The sequence below is a fragment of the Streptomyces boninensis genome (assembly GCF_048572725.1).
Taxonomy (GTDB): Bacteria; Actinomycetota; Actinomycetes; order Streptomycetales; family Streptomycetaceae; genus Streptomyces; species Streptomyces boninensis.
The window spans coordinates 5298799-5311411 of the sequence record NZ_CP183837.1 but is presented as its reverse complement, the minus strand read 5'-3'; the positions used below and the strand labels follow the sequence as shown (position 1 = coordinate 5311411).

Genomic DNA, 12613 nt, shown 5'->3' with positions numbered 1-12613 from the left:
AGCATGCTGACACATGTCGGGGGAGAGTGGGGGACGGCCCTGGCGGGCGTCAGGGTTATCCCTGAGACCCGTCCTCGCGGGCGAGGATCAGGGCGCATACGTAATGCTCGGTGAGCTCCCCGTCGGGGAACCGCTCCAGCAGCACCTCCCGCTCCGCGGCCAGCACCTTCGCGGCCTCGTCGCCCATGACGATGAAGTGGGAGTGGCTGCCGATGTTGCGCAGGTGGTCGTCCACGGTGAGGCGGCGCGACCAGGAGACATTGCGCAGCAGCGGCTCCAGGCCGTGCCCGGCGAGGAGCTCCTGTGCGCTCTCCTTCGTGATCATCTCGCGCTGCCGCAGCTCCAGCCGCCGCTCCTGCTCCGCGATCCACGGCTCCCCGCTGTCCTGCTGATTCCAGAACAGCGCGAGCGCCCCGCCGGGCCGCAGCACCCGCCGCGCCTCGGGCACGGAGCGGTCCGGGTCGGTCCAGTGGAAGGCCTGGGCGTACGTGACGAGGTCGAAGGAGTCGTCGGCGAAGGGGAGCGTGTTGCCGTCGGCCCGTACCAGCGGCAGCTCCGGGAGGCGGGCGTGCAGCTGGGCGGCCATGCCGTCGCCGGGCTCCAGGGCGGTGACGCGGGCCCCGCGATCGGTGAGGAGGCGGGTGGCGATGCCGGTGCCGGCGCCGCAGTCGAGGACGTCCGCGCCGGTGAGCGGGACGGTTTCCGCGATGGCGTCGAAGAGGGCGGGCGGGTAGCCCGGGCGGTAGGCGGCGTACTGGTCGGCGGCGGCGTCGAAGGAGAGCGCGCGGGCGGCGCGGGCGGGGGCGTCGGCTGTCACGTAGCCGTGGGCGTCGGTGGGCGGCATGCCCGCCATCTTGCCCGCGCGGCGGTCCTGCGGGTAGACGATCAGCCGCGCTTGCGCTTGCGCTTGGCGGGGTTGCCGGTACGGGTGGTGCGCCGCCGCTGATAGAGCTCGAGTTCGCGCTCGTACTCCTGGCGGTGGAGCTTCTCGCCCGGCGCTTCGAGGAGATTCCGGAAGAAGTAGGCGAGCAGCACGCCGACGAAGCCGATGCCGAGGATCGGCCGCATGGATGCCTCGCGGCCGGAGTCGGCGGCGGGCTCGGGCCGCCGCGAGAAACGGGTGATCATGCGGCTGAAGGCCATCGACGAGCAGATCGCGAAGGCCGCGACCATGAGAATGCTCAGCAGACTCCCGGAGTCGGAGAGCGCCAGCCCTTCATAGGCCAGCCGCAGCACGTACGCGCCGAAGGCGGCCAGCACGAGCGCGCCGATGCCGACGCCGACCCGGCGCGCCCAGTAGGCACCACCGCGGTCCACCCACGTGGTGCCGAAGAACCTCAGCGGCCCGGGCTGCGGGGTGCCGTCACCTTCCGCGGGGGTCTGTTTGTCGCTCACGAAGCCGATTATCCAGGCCGCGGGCGGGGCGCGTCTCGGCGGGGCGCTCAGCCCTCCAGCTTGCTCACGTCACGCACCGCGCCCTTGTCCGCGCTCGTCGCCATCGCCGCGTACGCGCGCAGGGCCGCCGAGACCTTGCGCTCGCGGGCCTTCGGGGCGTAGCGGCCGCCCAGGGCCTCCCGCCGCGCGGCCAGGGTGGCGTCGTCGACCTTGAGCTCGATCGAGCGGGCCGGGATGTCGATACGGATCAGGTCGCCGTCCTCGACCAGGGCGATCGTGCCGCCCGACGCCGCCTCCGGCGAGGCGTGGCCGATGGAGAGGCCGGACGTACCCCCCGAGAAGCGGCCATCGGTCACCAGCGCGCAGGTCTTGCCCAGGCCGCGCCCCTTCAGGAAGGAGGTGGGGTAGAGCATTTCCTGCATGCCGGGGCCGCCCTTGGGGCCCTCGTAGCGGATGACGACGACGTCGCCGTCCTTGACCTGCTTATTGAGGATCTTGTCGACGGCCTCTTCCTGCGACTCGCAGACCACGGCCGGGCCCTCGAAGGTCCAGATCGACTCGTCGACGCCCGCCGTCTTCACCACGGCGCCGTCCTCGGCCAGATTCCCCTTCAGGACCCCAAGCCCGCCGTCCTTGGAGTAGGCGTGGGCGACATCGTGGATGCAGCCACCCGCCGCATCCGTGTCCAGGGACTCCCACCGCTCGCTCTGCGAGAAGGCCTCGGCGGACCGCCGGCAGCCAGGCGCCGCATGCCACAGCTCCACGGCCTCCGCCGACGGCGAGCCACCGCGGACGTCCCACGTGTCCAGCCATGCCTTGATCGAGGGCGAGTGCACGGTGTGCACGTCCTCATTCAGCAGCCCGCCCCGATACAGCTCACCAAGGATGGCGGGGATGCCGCCGGCCCGGTGCACGTCCTCCATGTAGTACGTGCCGGTCGCGGTGACATTCGGCGCGACCTTCGCGAGGCACGGCACCCGCCGCGACACCGCGTCGATGTCGGACAGGTCATAGCCGACACCGGCCTCCTGAGCCGCCGCCAGCAGGTGCAGGATCGTATTCGTGGAACCGCCCATGGCGATGTCGAGCGCCATCGCGTTCTCAAAGGCGGCATACGTCGCGATATTGCGCGGCAGCACCGACTCGTCGTCGTCCTCGTAATACCGCTTCGCCAGCTCGACCACCGTCGCGCCCGCCCGCTCATAGAGCGCCTTGCGCGCCGTGTGCGTGGCCAGCACCGAGCCGTTACCCGGCAGCGAAAGGCCGATCGCCTCCGTCAGGCAGTTCATGGAGTTGGCCGTGAACATGCCGGAACAGCTGCCGCACGTCGGACAGGCGTTCTCCTCGATACGGAGGATGTCCTCATCCGAAATGTTCTCGTTGACCGCATCGCTCATCGCGTCGACCAGGTCGAGCGTACGAACCGTGCCGTCAACGAGCGTCGCCTTGCCGGACTCCATCGGCCCGCCGGAGACGAAAATGGTCGGGATATTCAGCCGCAGCGCCGCATTCAGCATGCCCGGCGTGATCTTGTCGCAGTTCGAGATGCAGATCAGCGCATCCGCGCAGTGCGCCTCGACCATGTACTCCACGGAGTCCGCGATCAGATCACGCGAGGGCAGGCTGTACAGCATCCCGCCATGCCCCATCGCGATCCCGTCATCGACAGCGATCGTATTGAACTCCCGCGGCACGGCCCCGGCAGCCTTGATGGCCTCGCTCACAATCCGGCCCACGGGCGCCAGGTGCGTATGCCCGGGCACAAACTCCGTGAAGCTGTTCGCCACCGCAATGATCGGCTTGCCGATGTCCTCGCTCGCTACGCCCGACGCGCGCATAAGGGCGCGGGCGCCCGCCATATTGCGGCCGTGGGTGACGGTGCGGGACCTCAGCGAAGGCATGTTTCCTCCCGGAACGACTGACCTCCGATCGAGGGTACGCCCGCGGGCCAAGATCCGGACAAGGGTGTCCGGGATTCGGGATCAGCCACCCACGACGCCGGGATCGGCAGGATGCGGCGCCGGAATCAGCGGCAGCCCCGCCGCCATCCGCTGCTCGCACAGCTCCACCAGCCGGTCGTACCCCTTCTGCCCCATCAGCTCCACGAGCTCCGCCTCGTACGACACGTACACCGGCTCACCCGCCCCGTGCGCGCTGCGCGCCGAGGTGCACCACCAGTTCAGGTCATGCCCGCCGGGCCCCCACCCGCGCCGGTCGTACTCGCCGATCGAGACCATCAGCACCTTGGTGTCGTCCGGCCGCTCCACCCACTCGTACGTCCGCCGGATCGGCAGCTGCCAGCACACATCCGGTTTGGTCTCCAGCGGCTCCCGCCCCTGCTGCAGCGCAAGAATATGCAGCGCACACCCCTGCCCACCCGCGAACCCCGGCCGGTTGTTGAAGATGCAGGCGCCATCGACCCGCCGCGTCTTCCGCTCCCCGTCCTCGTCGAGCTCGATCCAGCCCTTCTTGGTGGCCGTACCTTCCTCGTGGTACTGCCACAGCTCAGGCGTCAGCTGCTTCACAAACCGCCCGACCCGCTTCTCGTCATCCTTGTCCGAGAAGTGCGCCCCCAGCGTGCAGCACCCGTCATCCGCCCGCCCGGCCTCGATCCCCTGGCAGCCGCTGCCGAAGATGCACGACCAGCGCGAGGTCAGCCAGGTCAGGTCGACGCGGAAGATCTGCTCGTCATCGCCCGGGTCCGGAAACTCCACCCAGGCCCGCGGAAAGTCGAGTCCGACCTCATCCGACATATCGCGTTTCGCCTCATTCGTCTTGGCCACCCCACCAGCGTACGGCCCCGCGCAGGAGGCAGTAGCGTTCCAGTTATGAGACTCGGTGTTCTCGACGTCGGTTCGAATACGGTTCACCTCTTGGTGGTGGACGCACACCCCGGCGCCCGTCCCCTGCCCGCCTACTCCCACAAGGCGGAACTCAAGCTCGCCGAACTCCTCGACGACGAGGGCGCGATCGGCGACGACGGCGTAGGAAAGCTGATCGAGACCGCCCGGCTGGCCATGGAGATCGCCGAGGACAAGGGCGCGGAAGACGTCCTCGCCTTCGCCACCTCAGCCGTACGCGAGGCCGCCAACGCCGACGACGTCCTCACCCGCGTAGCAGCCGCCACCGGCGTCCAGCTCCGCGTCCTGACCGGCGAGGAAGAGGCCCGCCTGACCTTCCTCGCCGCCCGCCGCTGGTTCGGCTGGTCAGCCGGAAAACTCCTGGTCCTGGACATCGGCGGCGGCTCCCTGGAAATCGCCTACGGCATCGACGAGGACCCCGACAAAGCGGTGTCCCTCCCCCTCGGCGCCGGCCGCCTCACCACGGCCTGGCTCCCCGGCGACCCCCCGGACCCCGACGACGTCCGCGCCCTCCGCCGCTACGCCCGCGCAGAGATCGCCCGCATCGTCGGCGAATTCAGCCGTTTCGGCGACCCCGACCACATCGTGGCCACATCCAAGACCTTCAAACAACTGGCCCGCATCGCAGGAGCGGCCCGCTCGGGCGAGGGCCTCTACGTACACCGCACCCTGGGCCGCAAGGCCCTGGAGGAGTGGGTCCCGAAGCTAGCGGCAATGCCCGCAGACGAGCGAGCGGAACTACCCGGGGTATCCGAAGGCAGGGCGAGGCAACTCCTCGCAGGCGCCCTGGTCGCCGAGGGAGCAATGGACCTCTTCGGCGTAGACGAACTCGAAGTCTGCCCCTGGGCCCTCCGCGAGGGCATCATCCTCCGCCGCCTGGACCACATGCCCTAAAGGACCCCTCCCCACGGGAGGAGGGCCAAGTGGAGCGACGCAGCCGAAAAAGTCTTAGTGAAGCGGGCTTTTTCGGTTGTGTCGCGGAACTTGGCCCGGCCCACCCACCAAACAAGCCCGTCCGGCGCTTGAGGACATCCGTGGCGAAGCCACAGGATGAAAACGCCGATTACGCTATGCGTCATGCGCATCCCCGACGCGAAGATCGCGCTGTCCACCGCGTCCGTCTACCCCGAGCCCACCGCGACCGCCTTCGAAGCGGCCGCCCGCCTCGGCTACGACGGCGTCGAGGTGATGGTGTGGACCGACCCGGTCAGCCAGGACATCGAGGCCCTGCGCCGGCTCTCCGACCTGCACGGAGTGCCGATCCTCGCCATCCACGCCCCCTGCCTGCTCATCACCCAGCGCGTCTGGTCGAAGGACCCGTGGGAGAAGCTGCTCCGCGCCCGCGCCGCCGCCGAGCGCCTCGGCGCCTCCACCGTCGTGGTCCACCCGCCGTTCCGCTGGCAGCGGGCGTACGCGCGCGACTTCGTCGAGGGCATCTGGCGCATGGCGGACGAAACCGACGTGCGCTTCGCCGTCGAGAACATGTACCCGTGGCGCTACCGCGACCGCGAGATGCTCGCGTACGCCCCCGACTGGGACGTCACCAACCAGGACTACCGGCACTTCACCATCGACCTCTCCCACACCGCCACGGCCCGTAACGACGCCCTGGACATGGTCGACCGGATGGGCGACCGCCTGGCCCACGTCCACCTCGCCGACGGCAGCGGCTCGGGCAAGGACGAACACCTCGTCCCCGGCCGCGGCAAGCAGCCCTGCGCCGAGCTCCTGGAACGCCTCGCGATGAGCGGCTTCGACGGCCACGTAGTAGTAGAGGTGAACACCCGCCGCGCCATGTCCGCCGCCGAACGCGAGGCCGACCTGGCGGAAGCCCTGGCCTTCACCCGCCTGAACCTGGCAACGGCCGCGGCGCTGCCGCCGCGGGGCGCGTAATGCCGGCATCAGCCGACCCCGCGCCGGAGCCCGACCCCGCGCCCGAGCCCAAGCGCCGCCGCGGGCGGCCATCGCGCGAGGCCGCCGAGGAAGGCCCGGGCGCGCGGGAACGGATCCGCGAGGCAGCCCGCGGCGAGTTCGCGGAGCGCGGCTTCGACAAGGCCTCGATCCGCGGGATCGCAAAACGAGCCGCGGTCGACCCGGCCCTGGTGCACCACTACTTCGGCACGAAGGACGCCCTCTTCGAAGCGGCGATGGAGGTCAGCTTCGCCCCGGCGATGGACCTGCCGGACGTCACCTTGCACGGCGGCCCGGCCGCCGAGAGCGGCGAGCGGCTGACCCGCTTCATCTTCGGCGTATGGGAGAACGCCTTCACCCGCGAGCCGCTGCTCGCGATCGTACGGTCCGCGGTGAACAACGAGAAGGCAGCGGCGATCTTCCGCAAGATGATCACACGCAACCTCCTGAAGCGGGTCGCGCCGGACCTCCCCGGCCCCGACGCCGAGCTCCGGGCCGAGCTGGCGGTGGCCCAGCTCGTGGGCACGGCCATGCTCCGCTACATCATCAAGCTGGAGCCGATCGCCTCGGCAGACGTGGAAGACCTCATCCAACGGATCGCGCCGGTCGTCCAGCACCACCTGACGCAAGGTTCGGAATAACCGACCCCCACACCCGGGTGCCCGCACCATAGCCCGCTGACCTGCGGATTCGTACCGTCGAATCCATGGAAGCCATCCTCGAACTGGACCAGGTCACCCGGACCTACGGCCGCGCCAGCGCCAGCAACAAGGCGGTCCACGCCCTCCACAACCTCGACGCCCGCCTGTACGCCCACTCCCTCACCGCGATCATGGGCCCGTCCGGCTCCGGAAAGTCGACCTTCCTCCAGTGCGCGGCAGGCCTCGACCGACCCACCTCCGGCACCGTCCGCCTCGCCGGCCAGGAGATCTCGCGGATGGGCGAGCGCGAGCTCACGCGCCTGCGCCGCGCCCGCATCGGCTTCGTCTTCCAGGCCTTCAACCTCCTCCCGACCCTCACCGCGGAGCAGAACGTCCTCCTCCCCCTCCGCCTCGACGGCAAGCCCCGCGACCCGGCGCGGGCGCATCGCATGCTGGCCCGCGTAGGCCTCGAAGCCCGCCCCGACGCCCGCCCCGGCGAACTCTCCGGCGGCCAGCAGCAGCGCGTGGCGATCGCCCGCGCCCTGATCACCGAGCCCGACGTGATCTTCGCGGACGAGCCGACCGGCGCGCTGGACGCGGAGACGGCGGCCGGGGTCCTGGCCCTGCTCCGGGAGGCGGTGACCTCGTACGGGGCGACGGTCGTCGTCGTCACGCACGACGCGGCGGTGGCGGCGCGGGCGGACCGGGTGCTGCGGCTGGCGGAGGGGCGGCTCGTGCAGGACACGGCGGTGGGTCCGCGGACCGGGGCCGCCGTATGACCACCGGACTCGCCTCCGCCTCCGTACGCGCCCGGCCCTCCGCCTTCGCCGGCACCTTCGCCGCGCTCGCGTTCTGCGCGACCGTCATCACGGCGAGCGTGTCGATCGCGGTCTCCGCCGGGGCCGTGCCGACGTCGCCCAAGCAGACGGCGGTCTATGAAATGGGCTTCGTCGTCAGCCTCGTCACCGTCTACATGTCCATCTTCGTCATCTCTCAGGTGATGGCCCTGGCGGTCAATCAGCGCCGGCGCGAGTCGGCGCTGCTGCGCGCGGTCGGCGCCGCGCCGTGGCAGATCCGGCGGATGGTGGCGGCCGAGGCGCTGTTCACCGCGCTGCTCGCGCTGCCCGTCGGTTACGGGCTCGGTTCGCTGCTCGCGGTGGTGTGGTTCGCCGCGCTGGACGGCAACGGGATGCTGCCGGACGGGATGTCGCTGCACATCGGGCTCGGCCCGCTGTTCGCCGCGCTCGGCGTGCTGGTGGTGTCGTCGCAGCTGGGCGGGATCATCGCGTCGCTGCGGGCCTCCCGTACCCGGCCGGCCACGGCGCTGTCCACATCGCAGGTGCAGGGCGGGGAACGGGCCGGCCGGGTGCGGGGCTTCGTCTCGCTGGTCTTCATCGCGGGCGCGGTGGCGATCACCGTCGCCTTTTCCGCCGGTCCCGCGGAGGACGCCGGGGACGGCATTCCCCTCGTGCTGCTCGCGTACCTGATCGCCGCCGGCATGGCCGGGCCCTGGTTCGGGCGGATCGCGACGCGGGTGGCGGCGCCGGTGCTCCGGAGGTTCGGCGGGGTGGCCGGGGAGCTGGCGGTCGCGGGCTCGCGGGCGCGGGCGCGGCGGCTGTCGGCCGCCATCACGCCGATCGCGATGGTGACGGCGTTCGCGCTGGCCAAGTTCGTATCGCTGACCGGGGCCGGGGAAGTGGACTCGGGGGAGATCTTCGGGACGCTGCTGTACGCGGCGTTCACGGGGGTGGTCGCGGCTAACACCCTCGTCATGCTGACGCTGGAGCGGCTGCGCGAGTTCTCGCTGCTGCGCACGATCGGCGCCGAGAAGCGCCAGGTGCGCACGGTGGTGCTGGCCGAGGCGGCGATCACGGCGCTGGCCGGGGTCGGCACCGGCACGGCGATCGCCTGCGCGGTGATGGTCCCGCTGGGCCCGAAGACGGGCACGCCGCTGACCGGCCTCCCCGTGTGGGCGTGGGTGGCGACGCTCGGCGCGGGCGCGCTGCTGGTGTGGGCGGCGTCGGCCGCGCCGCTCGGGCGGATGTTCCGGGTGCGGCCGATCGAGGGCGTTACCCGTAGGAGCGTGTGAGAGATGGCAGGCTCGTAACGTGTCCGTCCTGCGCAAGGTGTTCGCCTCCCCCAGGGAAGCGGCGTACGCGCTGCTGGCCCCCGTGCTGGGGCTGGTCTGCGGGGTCTCGCTGCTGTGTCTGCTCGCCGTGTCCCTCGTCGCCTCGGTCACCCAGATCGGCCTGATCCTCGTGATCGGCACGCTCGCCGCGGCGCGGGCCACCGGGGCGATGCATCGCGGGCTGCTGCGCGGGCTGCTCGGCGAGGACATCACGACGCCGCCCAAGCGCCCCCGCGGCCTGCGCTCGGCCCTCACCGACGCCGACGGCTGGCGCGCGGCGGCCTTCACGGTCGCGTACGCGCCGATCGGCCTCGTGCTCTTCACGGTGTCGATCGGGATCTGGGCGTACGGCCTCCTCGGCGTGGCGTACCCCTTCTACTGGTGGGCCATCAATGAGGACGGCCGCCACGGCATCGGCGTGGCGGGCGACTTCCGCCTCGACAGCTGGCCGCTCGCCTTCCTCACCGTGCTGGCCGGCATCGCCGTGCTCGCGCTGGGCACCTGGCTGACGCGCGGGCTGCTCGCCCTCGTCGTACGGCCCATGGGGCGGGCGCTGCTGGGGCCGGGGCGGCTGGAGTCGCGGGTGCAGGAGCTGCAGGCGACCCGCGCGCTGGCCGTCCAGGACTCGGCGGCGACCCTCCGCCGCATCGAACGCGACCTCCACGACGGCGCGCAGGCCCGCCTCGTCGCGGTGGCGATGGCGCTGGCAGGCGCGAAGGACCAGTTGGCGCACGCCGACCTCGGCGACGCGCCGGAGCTGACCCGCGGGCGCGAGCTGGTGGACTCCGCGCTGGACGGCTCGCGGACGGCGATACGGGAACTCCGCGACCTCGTCCGGGGCATCCACCCGCCGGCGCTCAACGACGGCTTGGACGTGGCCCTGGAGACCCTGGCCTCGGGCTATGCGCTGCCGGTGACGCTGGACGTGGACCTGCCGGAACGGCCCCCGGAGGCGCTGGAGACCATCGCGTACTTCTGCGCGGCCGAGCTCCTCGCCAACGCGGCCAAGCACGCGGCGGCGACACGGGCGGAGGTGGCGGCGTACGAGAAGGACGGGGCGCTGCACCTGTCCGTACGCGACGACGGGCGGGGTGGCGCGCGGGCGCGGCCCGGCGGCACCGGGCTCGCGGGATTGTCGGAGCGGGTGAGTACCGTGGACGGGCGGCTGCTGATCGACAGCCCCGAGGGCGGCCCGACCACCGTCACCGTTGAACTGCCGCTCTAGGAGCCCGCGCATGCGCATCGTCATCGCCGAGGACGCCGCCGTCGTACGGGAAGGGCTGGTGCAGCTGCTGCGCGATCGAGGTCTTGAGGTGGTTGCCGCGGTGGGCGACGGTGCGGCGCTGCTTGACGCGGTGGAGGAGCACCGGCCCGACGTCATCGTCGCGGACATCCGCATGCCGCCCACGCACCGCGACGAAGGCCTGCGCGCCGCGCTCGCGCTGCGCGAGCGCCATCCGGACCTCGGGGTGCTGCTCTTCTCGCAGTACGTGGAGACGCGCTACGCGGACCGGCTCGCCGCCACCGGCATGGCCGGGTTCGGGTATCTGCTCAAGGAACGCGTCGTCGACGTCGGCGACTTCATCGATGCGCTGCGGCGGGTGGCCGCGGGCGGCACCGCGCTGGACCCGGAGGTGGTCTCGAAGCTGCTGGCCGCGCGCTATGCCGCGGACGGGCTGGCGGAGCTGACGGCCCGGGAGCACGAGGTGCTGGGGCTGATGGCCGAGGGCCGTACGAACGCGGCCATCGCCGAGGGCCTCGGCATCTCGCAGCGCGCGGTGGAGAAGCACACGGCGAGCATCTTCGCGAAGCTGGACCTGCCGCGGACGGATGCCGGGCACCGGCGGGTACTCGCGGTGCTGCGGTATCTGCAGCGGTAATCAGCTTTTGGTCTTACCCCGTCGGGGTCGGCGTCGTCGAGTCCGACGGGCTCGGGTCCTCGGACGACGGCGGCGGCGTCGAGGGGTCCTCCGACGGGGGCGGGTCCTCCGAGGGCGGCGGGTCCTCTGAAGGCGGTGGGTCCTCCGACGGGGGCGGGTCCTCCGAAGGCGGCGGGGTCGTCGGGTCCTGGGACGACGGCGGCGGGTTCGAGGTCGGCGGGCGCGACGACGACGGCGGCGGGGACGGGCGGACGCCGCGGCCGCGGATCAGGATCTCGGCGCCGCAGGGGGCGATGCGTACGCGCGCCGACCAGGCGCCGACCGGCTCCCGGTCGTGGTCCACGGCGACGCGGATCGTCGTCGTCTCCCCCGGGCCGAGGACGCCGCTGGTGCGGCTGAAGTTCAGCCAGTACGCATTGCTGCTCGCGCGCCAGCGGACGGACTCGCGGCCGTCGGAATGGAGGGTGATCAGCGTCGTGTCGCCGTTGGAGTCGGCGGAGACCGTGAGATGGCCCGCGCCCTGCCCGGAGCCGCCGGGGCCAGGCGTGGCGCCGCCGCTGTCGATGACCTCCACCGATACGTCCGGGGCCCGGCTCCCGGCCGTATAACGCGGGCCCGGCTTCCCGTCCTTGGCCGAGCCGGCCTTCTCCACCGGCCTGCCGTCGAGCTGCTCCGGGTCCTCGGCCCGGTCGGAGGACGAGGGGAAAGCGCCCTGGGTCTCGCCGGTCGGCGGCGCGCCGCGATACGCCGCCCAGAGCGCGAGCACCGGCGCGGCCAGCACGGTCGCGACGACGGTGGACGTGACCGCCTTGGTACGCAGGCGGTCGCGGCGCGCGGCGCGGGCGTTCGGGTCCTGCGGGAAGCCGCTGCGGTCGTAGCGGGGCCGGGGGACGGTGGCGGAGCGTGCGCCCCCCTTGCTTCCCTTGCCACCCTTGCCGCCGGTGCTCGCTTTGAGCGCTTTGCCCGGCTTTCCGCGCAGCGCGTACGTCATGGCGGCGTGTGCCGCGGCCCGCGGTGCCTCCAGCACGGTCAGCGGGGCGGCGGGGGTGAGGCCGGTGAGCTTGCCGGGCCAGCCGCTGCCGGTGGCCGCCCACTCGGCGGTGCGCCGGCAGTCCGCGCAGTCGTCGACATGGCGCACCAGCTCGCGCCGCAGCCCGGCGCCGAGCAGCACCTCGCTGTCGCCCGCGAGGCGGGTCACCACCGGGCAGTCGCCGTGCTCGACGACGACCAGCGCGGCGCGGGTGCGCTCCACCTCGCAGGCGGCGGACGCGAGCAGCTCACGGGCGTCGTACGGCTCTATGCCGAGGACGACCGCGACCTCCTCGGGCGTGAGGTGGTGGCGGACGGCGAGCTCCAGCGCCTCGCGCTGCTCCGGGGTGGTGCCGGCGGCCTCCGGCCAGGCGAGCGCGGCCAGTTCGCGGCGGCGCTGGGCGACGGCGGCGGGGGCGACGGGCGCGTCGCGGCCCGCCGCAACGGCGGGCGCACCCTCGGCGAGGCGGTGCAGGCAGGCCCAGCGGGCCAGCGAGTACAGCCAGGGCCGCCGCTGCGTCGGCGCGGGCATCCGCGAGCGGCGCGGCGGGCGTTCGGCGAGGGCGAGCACGTCGCCGAGGGCGGCGATGGCGGCGTCGTGGTCGCACAGGACCGACAGACAGTAGGTGAACAGGCCGTCGAGATACGGGTCGTACTGGGCGGGCGGGGACTGCGCCTCGACCGGTCGGTCGGCGCGGTGGGCTCCGCCGCGGGAGCGATTCTGCTGATCCGCGGATCGGCGTTCGTCGGGCCTGCTGCTCATCACTC

General features: G+C 72.1%; 12 protein-coding genes. 7 read left to right on the top strand and 5 right to left on the bottom strand.

Going from position 1 to position 12613, the window contains the following annotated elements:
• Positions 1-55 precede the first annotated feature (55 nt).
• From ACNNMR_RS24185 to ACNNMR_RS24170, 4 genes are all read right to left on the bottom strand, one after another.
• The gene (locus ACNNMR_RS24185) at positions 56-844 is read right to left on the bottom strand and encodes a class I SAM-dependent methyltransferase (RefSeq protein ID WP_419996783.1); all 789 of its coding nucleotides are present in this window, start codon (positions 842-844) and stop codon (positions 56-58) included.
• Between the two features lie 41 nt (positions 845-885).
• On the bottom strand, positions 886-1395 hold the full coding sequence (locus ACNNMR_RS24180; RefSeq protein WP_419996782.1) for a hypothetical protein: 510 nt from the start codon (positions 1393-1395) through the stop codon (positions 886-888).
• Positions 1396-1442: 47 nt separating this feature from the next.
• A complete protein-coding gene (gene ilvD, locus ACNNMR_RS24175; RefSeq protein ID WP_419996781.1) occupies positions 1443-3296 on the bottom strand; it encodes a dihydroxy-acid dehydratase in 1854 nt (617 codons plus the stop codon).
• An 81-nt stretch (positions 3297-3377) separates the two neighbouring features.
• Complete coding sequence (locus tag ACNNMR_RS24170) at positions 3378-4148, bottom strand: hypothetical protein (protein ID WP_420000449.1); 771 nt, start codon at positions 4146-4148, stop codon at positions 3378-3380.
• Positions 4149-4223: 75 nt separating this feature from the next.
• On the opposite strand from ACNNMR_RS24170, the gene ACNNMR_RS24165 reads away from it, so the two are divergent.
• The 7 genes from ACNNMR_RS24165 (at position 4224) to ACNNMR_RS24135 (ending at position 10816) form a co-directional block, all read left to right on the top strand.
• Positions 4224-5150, top strand: a complete 927-nt coding sequence (locus ACNNMR_RS24165; RefSeq protein ID WP_419996780.1) for a Ppx/GppA family phosphatase — start codon at positions 4224-4226, stop codon at positions 5148-5150.
• A gap of 183 nt (positions 5151-5333) precedes the next feature.
• Positions 5334-6149 carry a sugar phosphate isomerase/epimerase family protein gene (locus ACNNMR_RS24160; RefSeq protein WP_419996779.1) on the top strand — a complete coding sequence of 272 codons (816 nt, stop codon included), beginning with the start codon at positions 5334-5336 and terminating at the stop codon, positions 6147-6149.
• Positions 6149-6808, top strand: coding sequence for a TetR family transcriptional regulator (locus ACNNMR_RS24155; protein ID WP_419996778.1), 660 nt, complete (start codon positions 6149-6151; stop codon positions 6806-6808). The genes ACNNMR_RS24160 and ACNNMR_RS24155 overlap by 1 nt, the downstream gene beginning before the upstream one ends.
• Before the next feature lie 65 nt (positions 6809-6873).
• The gene (locus ACNNMR_RS24150; RefSeq protein WP_419996777.1) at positions 6874-7587 is read left to right on the top strand and encodes an ABC transporter ATP-binding protein; all 714 of its coding nucleotides are present in this window, start codon (positions 6874-6876) and stop codon (positions 7585-7587) included.
• Entirely contained in the window at positions 7584-8897 is a 1314-nt protein-coding gene (locus ACNNMR_RS24145; protein ID WP_419996776.1) for an FtsX-like permease family protein, read from the top strand. The genes ACNNMR_RS24150 and ACNNMR_RS24145 overlap by 4 nt, the downstream gene beginning before the upstream one ends.
• A gap of 19 nt (positions 8898-8916) precedes the next feature.
• Positions 8917-10161 (top strand): sensor histidine kinase, encoded by a 1245-nt coding sequence (locus ACNNMR_RS24140; protein WP_419996775.1) that lies wholly within the window; start codon positions 8917-8919, stop codon positions 10159-10161.
• A 10-nt stretch (positions 10162-10171) separates the two neighbouring features.
• Positions 10172-10816, top strand: coding sequence for a response regulator (locus ACNNMR_RS24135; RefSeq protein WP_419996774.1), 645 nt, complete (start codon positions 10172-10174; stop codon positions 10814-10816).
• A 13-nt stretch (positions 10817-10829) separates the two neighbouring features.
• Here the strand turns inward: ACNNMR_RS24135 and ACNNMR_RS24130 are convergent, their stop codons facing one another.
• On the bottom strand, positions 10830-12608 hold the full coding sequence (locus ACNNMR_RS24130; RefSeq protein WP_419996773.1) for a BACON domain-containing protein: 1779 nt from the start codon (positions 12606-12608) through the stop codon (positions 10830-10832).
• Positions 12609-12613 lie beyond the last annotated feature (5 nt).